The organism is Sphingobacterium cavernae, assembly GCF_008520265.1.
In the GTDB taxonomy this organism is placed as follows: Bacteria; Bacteroidota; Bacteroidia; order Sphingobacteriales; family Sphingobacteriaceae; genus Sphingobacterium; species Sphingobacterium cavernae.
Map to the genome: position 1 here is coordinate 16,535 of NZ_VIQM01000050.1, position 16,662 is coordinate 33,196.

The 16,662-nt window shown below is 35.5% G+C and carries 18 protein-coding genes; 6 read left to right on the top strand and 12 right to left on the bottom strand.

All coding sequences use genetic code 11. The annotated features are described in order from the left end of the window. Positions 1-5 precede the first annotated feature (5 nt). On the top strand, positions 6-587 hold the full coding sequence (locus FLS47_RS09940) for a YceI family protein (protein WP_149914226.1): 582 nt from the start codon (positions 6-8) through the stop codon (positions 585-587). A gap of 55 nt (positions 588-642) precedes the next feature. On the opposite strand, the gene FLS47_RS19020 is transcribed toward FLS47_RS09940, so the two are convergent. The 5 genes from FLS47_RS19020 to FLS47_RS09965 all read right to left on the bottom strand — a co-directional run bounded on the left by FLS47_RS19020 (position 643) and on the right by FLS47_RS09965 (position 4,807). Further along, entirely contained in the window at positions 643-801 is a 159-nt protein-coding gene (locus FLS47_RS19020) for a FeoB-associated Cys-rich membrane protein (RefSeq protein WP_149914227.1), read from the bottom strand. 6 nt (positions 802-807) lie between these two features. Then, positions 808-2,910, bottom strand: a complete 2,103-nt coding sequence (gene feoB, locus FLS47_RS09950) for a ferrous iron transport protein B (RefSeq protein WP_149914228.1) — start codon at positions 2,908-2,910, stop codon at positions 808-810. Continuing rightward, positions 2,910-3,149: a FeoA family protein gene (locus FLS47_RS09955; protein ID WP_149914229.1), complete on the bottom strand. Its 240-nt coding sequence runs from the start codon at positions 3,147-3,149 to the stop codon at positions 2,910-2,912. The genes feoB and FLS47_RS09955 overlap by 1 nt, the downstream gene beginning before the upstream one ends. A 196-nt stretch (positions 3,150-3,345) precedes the next feature. Further along, positions 3,346-4,209, bottom strand: a complete 864-nt coding sequence (locus FLS47_RS09960) for a ZIP family metal transporter (protein ID WP_149914230.1) — start codon at positions 4,207-4,209, stop codon at positions 3,346-3,348. 7 nt (positions 4,210-4,216) lie between these two features. Next, positions 4,217-4,807 (bottom strand): phosphatase PAP2 family protein, encoded by a 591-nt coding sequence (locus FLS47_RS09965; protein ID WP_149914231.1) that lies wholly within the window; start codon positions 4,805-4,807, stop codon positions 4,217-4,219. A 191-nt stretch (positions 4,808-4,998) separates the two neighbouring features. On the opposite strand from FLS47_RS09965, the gene glmM reads away from it, so the two are divergent. After that, positions 4,999-6,384 carry a phosphoglucosamine mutase gene (glmM, locus tag FLS47_RS09970; RefSeq protein ID WP_149914232.1) on the top strand — a complete coding sequence of 462 codons (1,386 nt, stop codon included), beginning with the start codon at positions 4,999-5,001 and terminating at the stop codon, positions 6,382-6,384. Positions 6,385-6,444: 60 nt separating this feature from the next. Here the strand turns inward: glmM and FLS47_RS09975 are convergent, their stop codons facing one another. Both FLS47_RS09975 and FLS47_RS09980 read right to left on the bottom strand, forming a co-directional pair. Further along, the gene (locus tag FLS47_RS09975) at positions 6,445-6,645 is read right to left on the bottom strand and encodes a YqaE/Pmp3 family membrane protein (RefSeq protein ID WP_223225221.1); all 201 of its coding nucleotides are present in this window, start codon (positions 6,643-6,645) and stop codon (positions 6,445-6,447) included. An 11-nt stretch (positions 6,646-6,656) separates the two neighbouring features. Continuing rightward, the gene (locus FLS47_RS09980) at positions 6,657-6,947 is read right to left on the bottom strand and encodes a DUF4342 domain-containing protein (protein ID WP_149914233.1); all 291 of its coding nucleotides are present in this window, start codon (positions 6,945-6,947) and stop codon (positions 6,657-6,659) included. Positions 6,948-7,177: 230 nt separating this feature from the next. On the opposite strand from FLS47_RS09980, the gene FLS47_RS09985 reads away from it, so the two are divergent. Continuing rightward, positions 7,178-7,624 (top strand): hypothetical protein, encoded by a 447-nt coding sequence (locus FLS47_RS09985; protein WP_149914234.1) that lies wholly within the window; start codon positions 7,178-7,180, stop codon positions 7,622-7,624. A gap of 6 nt (positions 7,625-7,630) precedes the next feature. Here the strand turns inward: FLS47_RS09985 and FLS47_RS09990 are convergent, their stop codons facing one another. The 3 genes from FLS47_RS09990 to FLS47_RS10000 form a co-directional block, all read right to left on the bottom strand. After that, the gene (locus FLS47_RS09990) at positions 7,631-8,278 is read right to left on the bottom strand and encodes a response regulator transcription factor (RefSeq protein ID WP_149914235.1); all 648 of its coding nucleotides are present in this window, start codon (positions 8,276-8,278) and stop codon (positions 7,631-7,633) included. A gap of 63 nt (positions 8,279-8,341) precedes the next feature. Then, entirely contained in the window at positions 8,342-9,112 is a 771-nt protein-coding gene (locus FLS47_RS09995) for a sensor histidine kinase (protein ID WP_149914236.1), read from the bottom strand. Positions 9,113-9,165: 53 nt separating this feature from the next. Beyond that, positions 9,166-10,218: a tetratricopeptide repeat protein gene (locus FLS47_RS10000; protein ID WP_149914237.1), complete on the bottom strand. Its 1,053-nt coding sequence runs from the start codon at positions 10,216-10,218 to the stop codon at positions 9,166-9,168. A gap of 221 nt (positions 10,219-10,439) precedes the next feature. Here FLS47_RS10000 and FLS47_RS10005 point away from each other — a divergent pair, with 221 nt between their 5' ends. Then, on the top strand, positions 10,440-11,492 hold the full coding sequence (locus FLS47_RS10005; RefSeq protein ID WP_149914238.1) for a hypothetical protein: 1,053 nt from the start codon (positions 10,440-10,442) through the stop codon (positions 11,490-11,492). A gap of 81 nt (positions 11,493-11,573) precedes the next feature. On the opposite strand, the gene FLS47_RS10010 is transcribed toward FLS47_RS10005, so the two are convergent. Both FLS47_RS10010 and FLS47_RS10015 read right to left on the bottom strand, forming a co-directional pair. Then, positions 11,574-12,302, bottom strand: coding sequence for a tRNA threonylcarbamoyladenosine dehydratase (locus FLS47_RS10010; protein ID WP_149914239.1), 729 nt, complete (start codon positions 12,300-12,302; stop codon positions 11,574-11,576). After that, positions 12,299-12,955: a TatD family hydrolase gene (locus FLS47_RS10015; protein ID WP_149914240.1), complete on the bottom strand. Its 657-nt coding sequence runs from the start codon at positions 12,953-12,955 to the stop codon at positions 12,299-12,301. Before FLS47_RS10015 ends, FLS47_RS10010 begins: the two co-directional genes overlap by 4 nt. Positions 12,956-13,058: 103 nt before the next feature. On the opposite strand from FLS47_RS10015, the gene FLS47_RS10020 reads away from it, so the two are divergent. Beyond that, positions 13,059-15,998: a DNA polymerase III subunit alpha gene (locus tag FLS47_RS10020; RefSeq protein WP_149914241.1), complete on the top strand. Its 2,940-nt coding sequence runs from the start codon at positions 13,059-13,061 to the stop codon at positions 15,996-15,998. Between the two features lie 24 nt (positions 15,999-16,022). After that, on the top strand, positions 16,023-16,550 hold the full coding sequence (locus FLS47_RS10025; RefSeq protein WP_149914242.1) for a 2'-5' RNA ligase family protein: 528 nt from the start codon (positions 16,023-16,025) through the stop codon (positions 16,548-16,550). The last annotated feature ends 112 nt before the right edge of the window (positions 16,551-16,662 follow it).

Genomic DNA, 16,662 nt, shown 5'->3' on the forward strand with positions numbered 1-16,662 from the left:
AATATATGTTGAAACATAAAATCTTACTCGCAGTATTCGTCATGGTTACTGTATTTGCTTATGCGCAAAAATCTGAAACTTTTGTAGTGAATCCGAGTAAGTCATTAGTAAAATGGGCTGGAAAGAAAATTGTTGGTGGTAATACAGAGGGAACCATCTTAGTGTCAAAGGGTTCTTTGGCATTTGCCAATAAAAATTTGAAATCGGGTGAAATCGTAATGGAGGCAACTTCTATTTCATCAGAAAAGGCATCGCCTAGATTGGTTGCGCATTTGAAAAATCCAGATTTCTTTGATGTAGAAAAATTTCCGACGGCTTCTTTTACTATTACATCAGTAAAGACAGATAAAAATGTGGCGCAGATTTCGGGCAAGATGACTATTAAAGGTATTACGAAGGACTTAACTTTTCCTGCAGAAATTACATACGGCAAAGATGTTGTTATTGCTAAAGCTACTGGGGTAAAAGTAAATCGTACGTTATACGATGTAAAGTATCGCTCAGGAAGCATTTTCTCTGGGTTGGGTGATGGTGCTATCGAAGACGATTTTGTATTGGATATTACTTTAGTCGGAGAGAAAAAATAAAATATTACTTTACACAAAAAGAAATGGCTTTGAAATACATCAAAGCCATTTTTTGTTATATGTTTTTAGCACTAGTTTTAGTCATGTCGCAACCACAGCCTTGACCACATCCGCTTTGCGATTTGGATTTGCTAGGCAAAAATTTCCGAACCAAAGTGATCACGGCAATAATAAAGATGACAGCAATGATGATGTATTGAATAGTTAATGACATAGTATTCTATTTTAAAAGTTGGTACGCTATCAATGCTGCGATGTAAGCCAATCCAGTCATAAATCCAGTCTGAATCGCTGTCCACTTCCAAGAGCCTGTTTCTTTACGAACAACTCCAATTGTAGCCATACATTGCATTGCAAATGCGTAGAATAATAATAACGAAATTCCTGTTGCAAAATTATAGGTTGGTTCACCTGTATTTTTGTTGATTTCAGATTTCATCCGCGTAAATAATGTTTGTTTTTGGTCTTCATCTTCGATGTCCACATCAGCGCCCAAAGAGTAAACTACAGCTACAGTTCCAACGAATACTTCACGAGCGGCAAAGGATGCTATCAAACCAATACCTATTTTCCAATCGTATCCTAAAGGACGAATTACGGGTTCAATTCCTCGACCCAAATATCCTAAATAGGAATATTCCATCTGGTAAGCCGAAACTTCATTCGCGATTTCTTCTTCAGAAAGTTCTGGTTTTTCGACTGCAATGTATTTTTCAGGATTTGAGAAACGATCATTTGGACCGAAACTACCCAATACCCATAGGATAATAGAAATGGCTAATATAATCTTACCAGCGCCTAGAAGAAAGCCTAGTGATTTTTCCCAGACGGTATTCAATACGTTTTTGAAATCCGGTAACTTGTACGTCGGTAATTCGAAAATCAAGTAGGAGTTACGCACAGATTTGATTATTTTATTAAGCACTAACGCAGAAAATAGCGCACCTAAAATACCCAAAATATACATTCCGAATAAGGTAATACCTTGTAGATTGAAGCCTAATACTTCCGTCTCTGGGATGACTAATCCTATAATTACAATATAAATTGGCAATCGCGCTGCACAAGTCATAAAAGGTGTTACCAACATAGTCAGCAATCGTTCTTTTGGATTTTCAATGTTACGTGCAGACATTACCGCTGGAATAGCACAGGCTACGCCTGACATCAGTGGAATTACAGATTTACCATTCAAACCGAAAGGTTTCAGCCATCTATCCATCAAGAATACAACACGAGACATATATCCAGTTTCTTCCATCAGGGAAATGAACAAGAATAGAATAATAATCTGAGGTAAGAAAATCACAATACCCCCAATACCAGCGATTATTCCATTTACAATTAAATCATTTAACGGTCCTGCGGGGAAATTAGCGCCAACAAATTCTCCTAATGATGAAAACGAACCATCTACCCAATCCATTAATGGACCAGACCAACTGTATATTGCTTGGAATATTAGGAACAGAATTCCGAAGAAGATAATGTAGCCAAAAATCGGATGTAATAATATATTATCTACTTGCTCTGTTGCTGAAAATTTTTTGTTTTCAGATTTAGTAACGATTTGTTCCAATTCACGCTGCACAACATCATGACGGATAATAGCTTCGTCTTTTTGGAGCTGTTGTGTACTAATTTGGTGTTTTTCTCTTATCGCTTTTAAATTATCTGCATTCGCAGAAGTAATTGAAATTTGGTTCTCAAGTGCAAGATAAAGCCATGTTTTGTATTCCGTATCTAAAGGGAATAGTTTTTTAGCTTCTTGGATTGCATCTTGATATTTAACAGGTAAATCTATTGCGCCAAAGTAAGGGCCTACTTCTTGATCAAATCCTTTTATAAGTTCATCTATACCTTTACCTATACGCGCATTAGTCTTATAAACTTTCGTTTTTAAATATTGCTCCAATTTATTGTAGTCAATATTTAGACCCTTTGCCGATATTTCGTCTTCCATATTGATGACAAAAATGGCAGGCAAACCAATTTCACGAACTTGTTGGTAGATAATGACACCACGACTAATAGTACTTGGCTCAGAAACAACAACGACAAGTTGAGGATAATCCTTATTGTCTTTTTGTAATAATGTTTTGAGTACAACTTCCTCATCCAATGAGTTTGGAAATAGGGTATATGTGCCTGGTAAATCAATGATGGAATATTCCTGACCATTAGCATTGACAGTACCTTGTCTTTTTTCTACCGTGATGCCAGGGTAGTTACCTACTTTTTGGTGCAGTTTCGTTATTCTATTAAAAAGAGAAGTTTTTCCTACATTGGGGTTCCCCAGTAGCGCTATTGTCTTTTTTGTCATTATATTTTGTTAGCTAAAATTAGAGCTGCTTCAGATTTGCGAATAGCTATTAAAGAATCGTCATGTTTTATTTGAATGCATACCGGACCATCAAAAGGTGCTTTGTGTTTAATCTTTATGGTAGATCCTGGCGCAAAACCTAATTCATAAAATTTAGCGGGTAATGAGTCGTTTAAGAAAGAATCAATTACGGCTTCATCATTTTTGCTAAGCTTATCCAGTGAAACTTTATTTTGCATAGTATATGTTTGAATGATATCGATTTCAAAAATCAAAGGTACTTAAAATAGGCTGAGAGGCGGTTAGACTTTATGTCAAAAATTTGTTGTATTATTTAGAATTATTAAAAATAAGATGCTTATCTAAGCAAAGGATAAAAAAAATCCAAATTTCTTACTGTAGAAATTTGGATTTACATTATTTCAGAAATTAAAATTAATGATCATGTCCATCATGACTGTGATCATGCCCTTCGTGGTTGTGATCATCATGTGAATGGTCGTGGTTATGATTGTGGTGCTCATGATTATGTTCATCATGAGAATGTCCGTGATCGCCATGACTATGATCATGTGTAGGGAATAAGAATGTCGTTAAAGATAAACCAATACCTAAAAATACAGCAGCCATTTTCTTTTTATTGAATTTGTGGTGGTCCGCTGAACCTGATTCGAAGAGAATAGTAGTTGAAATATGTAAGAAGATACCAATCACAACAGCCATGATTTTGTCAAAGTGCTGCGCAATATTGCTTACTTCCCCGTCACTCAAAAACTTGCTCGTCAAAAAACCAAGTGGAGTCATTGCTGCGAATATTAACAATAGTACAGTGATTGTTTGTTTATTTAGACGCGTATTTAACAATAAACTTCCTAATGCGAAAGCCGCTGGAATATGGTGAATTGCAATACCAAATACCAATTGGCTTTGGTGTCCGGCAACCAATGGCATCCCTTCTAAGAATGCGTGCAAACACAAACTGATCATTATTCCTAACGGAAAACCAGCGTTTTCATGATGATGAATATGACCATGTTCGATACCTTGCGAAAATTGCTCCAGTAATAGTTGAAAAATAAATCCTCCTAAAATGTATAAACCTATGATTTCAGGACTTGTACTGCCATCATGGTACGCATGTGGAATCAAATGTAATACTGTAATAGCAAACAAATATGCTCCACTGAAAGATAAAATTAACTTGAGGTAATTTGTATTATCGCGTTTTACAAAAAATACTGCTAAACCAGCAATAAATGCTGACACAAATAGTATAGCAATAATAAGGATTGGACTCATAGAATATTTATGTTGTTAAATTTTGTCTGTTTTCTAAGAAGGACGGAACGAATCGGTTAAATAAATAACCCGAGGTGAGTCCGATGGCCATACCCAATAATGCTCCGAAAAGTATATCAAAAGGATAGTGGACACCTACATAGATTTGTGAGAATGAGATCGCAGCAGCCCAAAGAATACATAACCAGAGTGTATGACGCCATTTGCGACGGAACAGTACAATCCAGAAAAATGCCATTGCAAAGTGATTGGTAGCATGTGAACTGGTAAAACTATAACCAGAGCCACATCGTACGCGAACATTCACATCGTGCTTAAACTCAATATCATTACATGGACGAATACGTTTTATATTTTTCTTAATTAGATGAGAGGATACAGCATCTGAGATGCCGAAATTCATCAATGTACACGCCACAATTAGTATTCCCAATTTACCATAATGTTTGATAAAAAATATAATGAGAAATAAGTATAAAGGCGCCCAAGTGAATGGATTTCTTAATATAGGAAGCAACCAATCAAATACTGGATTACTCAATCCTTGATTTATAGCCAAAAATATTTCCTTATCTAATTCTATGATTTGTTGTAACATATATTTGATTTCGGTTTATGTATTAAGAAGTTAAAAATACATTATTTTCACCCAAAGTGAAATAGTATTTTATTCTAAAATACACAAAGTTGCAACAAAGGTAGGTTTTTTGTGATTATTTAAGAATATAAACTTGACATTTTTTTTTAATGTCTTATTTTTACACAACAATAAACTTTTCAAAAATCATTATGACTTTAATAAAATCCATTTCTGGAATACGTGGTACCATTGGCGGAAGAGCATCTGAAGGACTGACGCCGATCGATATCGTTAAATTTACGGCTGCTTTTGGTAAAATTTTAATTAGCAAATCCGGTAATAAAAAAATCGTTTTGGGTCGTGACGCACGTGAGTCAGGAGAAATGGTGAGTAATTTGGTTGTTGGAACTTTGCAAAGTATTGGTGCTGAAGTTATCAATTTGGGATTATCCACGACGCCAACCGTTGAAATCGCAGTACCATTAGAAAATGCAGCAGGTGGAATTATCTTGACAGCTTCGCACAATCCTGGTCAATGGAATGCCTTAAAGTTGTTGAATGAAAAAGGTGAATTCATTTCAGACGCAGAAGGAAAAGAAGTGTTGGCTTTGGGTGAAAGTTTGGATTTTGACTTTGCTGAAGTTCAAGATTTAGGTCAAGTAATCAATGATGACTCGTACTTACATAAGCATATAGATGCGGTGTTAGCATTGGAATATGTGGATGTAGATGCTATAAAAAACGCAAATTTTAAAGTTGCAGTGGATGCAGTAAATAGTACAGGTGGAATTTTTATTCCTGCTTTATTAGAAGCTTTGGGTGTACAGACTATTTTTAAAATTCACTGTGAGCCTAACGGCAAATTCCCACACAATCCAGAACCATTAAAAGAACATTTGACAGACTTATCAGCTGCAGTTTTAGAGAATGGTGCTGATTTAGGTATTGCAGTAGATCCTGATGTTGACCGTTTAGTGTTTATGATGGAAGATGGCGAATTGTTCGGTGAAGAATATACTTTAGTTGCGGTAGCTGATTATTTACTATCAAAACAAAAGGGAAACACAGTTTCGAATCTTTCATCAACTCGTGCTTTGCGTGATGTCACTGTGAAGCATGACGGTGAGTATTTTGCTGCTGCAGTAGGCGAAGTGAATGTAGTGACTAAGATGAAAGAAGTAGATGCGGTTATTGGTGGCGAAGGTAATGGTGGAGTAATTTATCCAGCTTCGCACTATGGTCGTGATGCTTTGGTCGGGGTTGCAATTTTATTGTCTCACCTTGCAAAATTAGGAAAGAAAATGTCAGAATACCGGGCAGAACTTCCGCAGTATTTCATGTCAAAAAATAAGATCACACTGACTCCAGAGTTGGATATTGATGGTTTATTGGATGCGATGCAAAAGAAATATGCGCACGAAAATCATACAACTATTGATGGTTTAAAAATTGATTTTGAAAACGAATGGGTGCACTTGCGCAAATCAAATACAGAGCCAATCATTCGTATTTATTCAGAAGGCCCAACGCCTGAAGCCGCAGAAGCAATCGCGCAAAAGATCATGAACGAAATGCAAGAAATTATTTCGAAATAAAAACAAAGCCCTATCAAAAATTTTGATAGGGCTTTTCAATATAATAATTAAACACGTATTCTACACAAAGTGTGCATGCTGATAATGCCTTTGAAATCTCTTTTTATTCTTCGCATCTATATGCGCTGCAACAGCCCAAATGGCTGCCGGCAACCAGCCTATTAGCGTACATTGAAGAATGACACATAGGATTCCTACTAGGATTTTGCCACGTAAAAAGAAAGACAGCCAAGGGAATAAAACGGCTATAAGTATCATCATGCTTTGTAAAATTAAACTAAAGGATTTTCTTCTTCAACTACTGCTTCTTCAGTTTTAGGCTCATCGTCTTTACGCTCAACAATGATTTTGCATTCTGCAACGATAGCTGCAATAGCGCCCACAGCAGCAAATATTGGCGCAAGTAGTACACCTACAATTCCGATAGATACTGGAAAACTAATGATTTCTTTTTCATTCTTATCAGCTATAGTAACCTTAGTTACGTTCGCATCATTAAACAAATCTTTTACTTTTTTAAGTAAATTTTCACCTGAGATATTGAATGTTTCTTTGTAAGCCATGATTTCTATGTTTTAATATGTTTTTAACAATTATGTTTCTGATTATGTTTCAAAAGTAGGCAATGATTTAGCTTCTATTTATGCGAATTAGGTGAAAACAATGAGTTAATCGGTGAATGACTGTTCTGGCTCGGTTAATATTTACGATTTCGAGACTTTTTTAGGTAAATTTATAATAACTAAAAAAGAGGTGATTAACATTAAATTAGGAGGATATAAAGATGAGGTACATGCTAAAGCGTAATTTTTGGAACAACAACGTGGAATTGTTAAGAGACGATCATGTGATTGGCAAAATAGAAAAATCAGGTTTTTGGGGAATTCATACTAAAGGCTATTTATTTGATAAAAAATATACTTTCCTAAGTAAGGGAAATTTCTCGACGCGTACAGAGATTTGGGATGATAAAAATAATTTTGTGGGAGAAGTTACATATTCTATATGGTCTTCTAAGGCAAAAATAGATTTGAACGATAAAAAATATTATTGGGGACCTAAAAATTTCTGGGGCACAAAATGGAAGTTGACAGATGAGCTGGGTAGAGAAATGTTTTTAGAAAAAAATGAGTTTATAGTAAACTTTGCTTCTACAGAAAATTTAGAATTTAATTATTTCTTGTCTGCTTTTTTGCTGTATAATTCGTACAAAAGAATGGCAGCAGCTGCGGCAGCTTAATAATATCTAGAGCCATTTATTTTCTATTGCCATATTTACCGCACTCACTTTGTTATTCACGTGAAGTTTGCGGTAAATGTTTTCTATGTGCTTTCGTACAGTTCCTTCGCTGATAAATAATCGGTCAGCAATTTGTTTATAACCAAGTCCATTTTTTAGTTCTTTCAAAATATCCATTTCACGTTGGGATAACATATTTTCTACCGTAGGAGACGAAGATGCTAATGAAGATTTTTTAATATAATTTAAGGTTTTGAGTGCTATTCCTGCAGACATTGCCGCATTACCACAATACACATCTAAAATGGATTTATGTATAGTAAATTCATCTTCATCTTTCAATAAATATCCCGATGCACCTGCCAATATCGCATTGAAAATCTTTTCATCATCATCGAATGTGGTAAGCATTAATACTTTGGCTTCTGGATAAATATCTTTTAGGTTTTTCGTTGCAGTAATGCCATCTAAAATAGGCATTTCGATATCCATTAAGACTACATGAACTGATTGTTGCTGATATTTTTCTATCAAATCAACACCATTGTTTGCAATAAACAACACCTCTACGTCTTCGAAATTTTTTAACTTCTTTAGAATGGATTTCAAGGCTAAGACATTATCTTCTGCTATACCTAGACATATTTTTTGCATACTATTTTTATTAACAAAGTAAAAGAATATTATCTTTCATCACCATACGCAGAGTTGCGTATATTAATTTATTGTCAATTCAACTTGTATATCAGTACCTTCTTGCTCTTTACTGATTAAAGTATAATTCGCATCAATTTCTAGGGCGTGTTGTTCCATATTATTCAATCCAAAACCGGCTTTTGCAGTATTATTTTCAAAACCAATACCATTGTCTTTAATATGAATTTGTAATTTATGATGTCCCACATTTACATGCACAATTATTTGCGTCGCTTTACTATGTTTTAAGCTATTATTTGTCGCTTCTTGTATTATTCTGAATAACGCAGTGCCTTCTTTGGAAGTCAAAATTTGATTCTCCGTCTCATTTTCAATTGTAGAACTTATTGTTATTTTATCAATTCTACTGTAATATTCGCGCAGTTTGATCAACCATTCTTCTACTGTTATAGATGGTTTATTTATCATCCATACGGTTCTTCGAAGCTCAAGTATTGTTTCATTTACTAAACTTTTAATATCCGCTAGATGTCTGTTGTTAGTTTGGATAGCATTGACTGTAGTATGAATATACGTAAGATTAGCACCAATATTATCATGCAAATCTCTAGATATGCGTAAGCGGTCTTTTTGCAATTCATTTTGCGCTTCCAATCGCAATAGCTCCGATTGCATAGCAGCTTCCTTTTTCAGTTGTCGTTCTTTTAATTTACGTGCGCGATGTATGAACCAAGCGATAAATGAAGTAATGCCAACTAACAATAAAGCTATTATCAGGTATAAATTTCTTTGTTTAAGAGCTAGTTCATTGATTTGATTTTCTTGTGTCAATAATTCTATTGCTTGTTCTTTTCGCTGTGTCTCGTAGCGTACTTGGTGATTCGTTATTTCCTTATTTTTTTGTTGTTGAATAATGTATCCTTTACCGTGCTGTAATCTAGATATTCTTGATAAGCATTTTTAAAATCACCAAATTCTGCATAATGATCAGCTAAAAATTTAGACGCATCCATATGTTGTTGTGGAGAGTTTATGGACTTAGCAAGTTGCTTTGCTTCACTGAGTGCTTGAAAAGCTTCATTGTGCTTTCCTTGCTGTCGGTGTAATCTTGCAAGGTGAATGAGTACAAAAGAAGTTTCTTTTTTGTTGCCAAATTGGCGATGCGCAGTAAGAGCTTTTACTAAATAATTTTTAGCATCTGCTAACTTGTTTTTAGCGAGTAAACCCAAACCTGCATTCGCTTGAGCTACAGGTAAAAATTGGAGATTTTGCTGTTCTAAAAGTGCTTTTTCAGCTTTTTGAGAATAATAAATGCAACTATCATATTGTTTTGTGTAGTAATATATAGAACCTAAGTTTGCTTCACAAAATGCAATTTCTTCTGGCAAATTTAGCTTTTTGTAAGCCATATAGGCCGCTTGATAGTGTTCGATGACTTGTTTGTACTGACCTTGAGATTTAAATAAAATTCCCAAATTGATATCCATCATTGCTAAATTTCGATTATCTCCAAGGCTTTTGTAGATAGCATAAGCTTCATTGTAATATTTTAAAGCTTCATCAAATTTTCCCTGCTGATCGTAAATAATGCCAATTCCATTGATAGTGTTAGCTATTTTACTTTTGTTATCGATTTCTCTCCATAATTCAAGGGATAGTAGGCTGTATTTCAGCGCATCGGTGTAATCACCTTGAGCTTCATACGACATACTTAATATGCGGAGTGTTTCTGCTTTTTCTTTGCTTTTCGGAGTTTGTCCTAAAGTTTGTAAAATTTTGTTGCAATAATATTTTACTGAATCGGGATTCGAATAACGGTATTCAGAAGCTTTTTTAATCCAATTTTCAAGTTTAGAATCGGTTTGACTATATACATTACAAAATCCTAAGCCAAAAATTAGAGCAATACAATAGATTATCTTAAGAAGAAACTTCATTTTGGTTGGTTAGAATGTTTGCAATTGGTTTTGAAAGTAAAATTTACTTGTTGTAAAGGTAAATAAATAACCTAATAATTTAAAGGTATTCTGGTGTGGAATATTATTTAAAATACGAATTATTGCGTATTGTAGGATTTATCGGTGATTAGGATTTTTATATAAAATAATTATAGGTCTGTAATACCTGGAATTATTGATGAAACTTAACTTATTAACCAATGAAAAGATTTTTTATAATAGCATTACTTCTAGGAAGTTTTGAGAGCTATAGCCAAACACTTGGCGATTTTACACCTACGACAAATCCCAGCTTTGCTTTAGGAAAGGCTAAGGGCGAGAAAAATATTTATATCGCTAGTTTTACGGTGAATTATCAGGTTTACAATGAAAAAGAAGATTTTAAACAGGGGGGACGCGCATTTGGTGGTGGAGCGTATAAAGGTGATGCTTTGGCTGCACTTTCTGTAGGATTGACAGGAATTTCGGAGCAGGATATCCAATCGACAACTGACAAATTGTATCAAGACTTTTTGGCTACGATCAAAGCAAAAGGACTGAATGTAATTACAGCCGATCAAGCTGGTAAATCGGATACTTATAGTGATTATACTCGATTAGAAGGAGGGAGGGTGAGTAAGTCTCAATACGATGGTTTGTTGTCTGTCACGCCTACAGGATATAGTTATTATGTGAAAAGTATAAAAAAGGATGGTAAGGAGAAGAAGGGTGGATTTTTGGGACAGCCTCATTTTGTATATGGCAAATTATCCAAAGATTTAGATGATGCTATTATTGCAAATGTAGAGCTTTTTGTGACTTTTGTGAAGGATAAAAACGCTTGGGGTGGTGCTGGTGCAAATGTAAAAGTAGAAACACAATTGCGCGTTGCAGCTGTTGAAGGAATCGTTAGCAAAAGTGACGCAAAAATTAAATTGAAAGGACAAAATAGCGTTGAGATGGTAACGAGTACAGTAGGATTTTATCGTGGAAAGGCAGGGGCTGGGCCAGAAACAATGCATGTTGGTATTCTGAAAAAACCTCTATTAATCAATGGTGTGGTCGAGTCGAAAAAACTTCAAAGTTTTGCCGCAAATCGGACAGATTTTACAGGAACTTCAGCTGGACTTTATACTTTTTACAATCCTGAAAATGTAAAAAGCACAAATTCAAACGTCATTCAAGTGGATGGTTCGCAATATGCTAAAGGTACGTATGAGGCCTGTAAAAAGTTGATTGATCACCATACGAACGATTTTTTTAGTAAGCTTTAGTATTCATAATTCATAAGTAGGTTTTAATATCCCGAATTAAAATAAAGAGGCTTAATCTGGTGTGAATTAAGCCTCTGTTTTTTATACTTTCTTTCCGATCAAATCTCTAATCGCAACCGAAGCTATTGCACCTCCAAATGCGGCTGGCAAATAGGACATAGTACCATAAGCCGATTTTTTATAATTACTTCCATCCGTGTACAATAAAGAAGCTTTATCTGGTAATTCTGTTGAGAAAGCAACTTTCACCCCTTCACGAATATCATGTTTACGTAGTTTTTTACGGATGTGTTGTGCTAATTTACAATTATACGTTTTGCTGATATCGGCAATTTTGATTTTCGTAGGATCTACTTTACCACCCGCACCCATCGAGCTCACGAAAGGAATTTTTGCTGCATACGCTTGACGTATCAAAAACAATTTTGGCGTGATACTGTCAATAGCTTCAACGATATAATCTGGTTTTTCAGCGATAAGCATTTCGACACGATCAGGAATCACAAATTCTTCGTAAACTGTCAAATCCAATTCTGGATTAATATCCAACAAACGCTGTTTCATAATTTCAGCTTTTGCTACGCCGTGATTTGTTGCCAATGCAGGAAGCTGTCTGTTGCGGTTAGAAGGATCTACTGTATCGCCATCGATAATCGTCATTTTCCCGACACCTGCACGTGCAATAAATTCTGCCGCAAAGGAACCTACACCGCCCAATCCCAATACCAAAACATGTGAATTTGCTAATTTCTCTAGAGCCTCACGGCCAATTAATGCCTCTGTTCTTGATAACCAAGATAAATCTTTCATGTCAATATGTTGTATCTAAATACGTTCTGAAAATTTTTGACTATTTGTTCTTGTAAATCGGACATGCTGATTTTTCGAACGGTGCAAAAATAAGAATAAATATCTACTACATTGATAGATTTATTGTCAGTTTCGAAGAAAATTTTAGTTAAATTTACCGATTGGATGAAATCATCTTGATTGCCTTTAAGAATGGAAGTGCCTAAACTTATAAAATAGCCTTGATTTAGAATAGAATCTCCTAATTCTGATTTTTTATTAAATCCATGAAAAACTACAGGAACGTTAACTTTTTTGTCTCTCAGAATAACAAAAATCTCTTGGTAAGCGCGTACGCAATGAACAATTAATGGCTTTTGCAATACATTAGCCAACTGTATTTGCTTTTCAAAAATTTCTACTTGTATGTTCCAATCCGTTTCGGTGATTTTGTCCAACCCACATTCGCCAATTGCCAACACATTTTCATTGGTAGCATATGATTTCAACAATTCAAATTGAATGTCTTTTTCTTTATCTATATGCCAAGGATGAATCCCAACTGAACAAATTTCTTTTGGAAAATTTTCTTTTCCAATGATACAATTTAACAATTGGAAAGTATTTGAGGCTTCTTGCAGTTGATGGGTATGAACATCGATATATGGCAACATAGACGCAATTTACAAAAAGAAGTCATCATGTTGCACAACGAGTTTTAAAATATTTTACTAAAAAATTTAGCAAAATATTCTTTTGAATACCTAGTTTTGTACTATGTTTTTGAATTGCAAGACTTGGTTTAGTTTTCATTATGGCACATACGAGCCAGCCAAATTAATCGATCAGGCGTATAAATTAGGGATCAAATCTCTGGCGCTGACGAATATTAATTCGACGGCTGATTGTTGGGATTTTGTACGTAAATGTCAAGAAGTCGGCATAAAGCCAATTATTGGTACAGAGGTGCGTAATGAAGATAATTTCTGTTATGTGTTATTAGCGAAGAATAATGCAGGTCTGTTGGCGATACATACTTTCTTGTCTTACCATAAACAAAAGCAAATTCCTTTTCCTGTGCGTCCAAGCTTTACTGCACAAGATGTGTGGGTGATTTATCGTTATGAAAAGCATATTTTGCAGCAACAATTGGGGGCGCATGAGTTAATTGGTTTGGATATTCCGCATCTAAATAATCTGACTTGGCAGCTGCATTTGGAATTGGACAAATATGTGATTTTGCATCCTGTTACTTTTCAGGACAAAACATATTATGACGTACACCGTATTTTACGTGCCATCGCGAAGAATACTTTGCTTTCTAAATTAACGAAAGCAGATTATGCAGGTGAAGGAGAGGTACTATTGGAAGAACAAGAATTGGTTGGTGCTTTTGCACGCTTTCCTTCTGTAATTTCCAAAACTATGCAGGTCGTCAATTCCTGTGCTATCGAAATGGAATTTCATACGGATAAGAACCGTAAATATTTCACAACTTCCGAAGAAGATGATTCTGCACTATTGCGAAAATTAGCGATGGAAGGTTGTAAAGTACGCTACGGACTTAGAAATAAAGAAGCGCTCGAACGGGTAGAGAAAGAGTTAAAAATGATAGCCGACTTAGGTTTCAACGCTTACTTTTTGATTGTTTGGGATATTTTGCGCTATGCAAACGAACGGGGATTTTATCATGTGGGACGCGGGAGTGGAGCCAATTCCGTAGTTGCGTATTGTTTGCGCATTACAGATGTGGACCCGATAAAGTTGGATTTGTATTTCGAACGTTTTTTGAATCCGAATCGTACCTCGCCACCAGATTTTGATATTGATTTCAGTTGGCAAGATCGCGATGCGATTTTCGAATATATATTTATGCGCTATGGGAGGCAATATGTGTCTTTATTGGGCATGTATTCGACTTTTCAACGTCGTGCTATTGTTCGCGAGTTGGGGAAAGTTTTTGGACTTCCCAAGGAAGAAATTGACCGCTTGGTGAGTGCTCGAGAATGGAATTCGGAAGATAAATTTCAACGTTGGATCAAGAAATATGGCGACCTGCTGTTGAATTTCCCAACCAATATTTCGGTACATGCGGGTGGAGTATTGATTAGTGATAAGCCGCTGAATCAATATACCGTGACCGAAATGCCGCCCAAAGGTTTTGTGACAGCGCACATGGATATGTTTGAAGCAGATAGGATAGGGCTGTACAAATTTGATATTCTGAGTCAACGTGGATTGGGTCATATCAAAGATGCGTTGGAATTGATTGCCAAAAATCGCGGTCAGCACATTGATATTCATCAAGTGGATGATTTTTTTAATGATCCAAAATTGGCGAAGAAAATACGCGAAGCGGATACCATTGGCTGTTTTTATATTGAAAGTCCTGCTATGCGTCAACTCTTGGGCAAGTTGAAATGTTCGGATTACATCACATTGGTTGCTGCCAGTTCGATTATTCGCCCTGGCGTGGCACAATCGGGTATGATGAAGCAGTATATTGAGCGATATCACGATAGAGATAAAGTCGTGTACCTGCACCCAAAAATGAAGGAATTGCTCGAAGAAACGTACGGTGTTATGGTGTATCAAGAAGATGTGATTAAAGTAGCACATCATTTTGGTGGAATTTCATTGGATGAGGCAGATATTTTACGTCGGGCGATGAGTGGAAAATACCGTTCGGAAAATAAGTTTGAAAAACTACGTCAGAAGTTCTTTTCAAACTGTCGTGGCTTTGGTTATGAAGAACATGTCACAGCAGAAGTCTGGCGACAAATGGAAAGTTTTGGTGGATATTCTTTTGCGAAAGGGCATTCCGCTTCTTTTGCGGTAGAAAGTTACCAAAGTCTTTTTCTCAAAACCTATTATCCGCAGGAATTTTATGTGGCGGTAATTAACAACTTTGGTGGTTTCTACCGTACGGAATTTTACTTTCACGAACTACGTCACAATGGTGGAGATATTCAGCTTCCATGTTTGAATCACAGCGATTATTTGACCAATATTCATGGCAATAAAGTATATGTGGGTTTTATTCATTTGCAAGGTTTGGAAGAGCGTTTCGCACATCAAATTGTATCGGAACGAACGCAAAATGGTGCTTATCGTGATTTGCAAGATGTTTTCCAACGTTTACATCCTTCACCCGAACAATTGAATTTACTGATTCGAATAGGCGCGTTGCGGTTTACAGGTTTGGATAAGAAAACATTGCTTTGGGAAGCAAATTTCAAAAGTAAGCGTGTTGAAAAGGAAGTTCCAGTAAGTTTATTTGCTACAGATGAACCACAATTTTCGTTACCCACTTTTGAAGAAGACCGTTTGGAAGATTTGAAAGATGAATTGGATTTATTGGGATTTCTAATCGGTGATTTTTTTGAATTATTGGAAGAAAAATACTTGGATGGCGTAATTAAAGCCAAGGATTTACCAGCGTATTTAGGACAACAAATCAAAATCGTTGGACGTTTTGTGACACTGAAGGAAACCTGGACAATCAAAAATGACCGAATGTGTTTCGGAACTTTCTTGGACGCGGAGGGGGATTGGTTGGATACCGTACATTTTCCACCCATTTATAAGCAATACCCATTTTTAGGAACAGGTTTTTATGAAATTCATGGACGTGTGTTGGAAGAATTTGGGGTATATAGTATAGAAGTTTTAAGTATGCGCAAGCTAGGGTATAAGTTTGGAGCGAAGAAAAGATAAAAATAAAACATAAATAGATTAAAAATGAAAAAGTATTCTATTGTAATTTATCCAGCGGAGTTGTTGGGTGAGATTAAGAGAATTAAACAAGGTTTAAAATCTCTTATTGGTTGGTTTAACAGCGTTAATTCCTTAGCACATTTTACGATTAGTGAATTTGAGGCTGATGAAAATCAACTTGAAAAGGTGAAGCAAGAAGTTTCTAAACTAATTGTTAATTGGCAGAAAAAAGTAATACTTTTAAATTCATTTGACTCCTTTACAAGCGGTGCTTTTTACGTAAAGCCAGATGAGGATTCTAGTCTTTATTTAAAAGCCTTATTTAAAGCTATCGCTGTCAAAGTCAAAGAAATAATTCCGAATGCTTATATCTGTACAACTCCACATTTATCGATTGGAAGAAGATTAAGTGAAGAACAGTTACAAGTCGCTAAGGATACTTTTACTTCTTATTCGAATTCATTTCTTTGCGATGGTGTGATGATTCGAGAGTTTAATCCAATTCGTAAGCAGTATGATTTGAAGGAGTTTTTAAGGGAGACTGTAAAATAAACTGTGTCAAGGATAATAAACAGAAGTATTATTTTTGACATAGTAATTATGAGTATTAAGGAAAGCGATTTTGATTTTGAGTCCATGAAGGACCTAGCCCTAGAACAGTTAC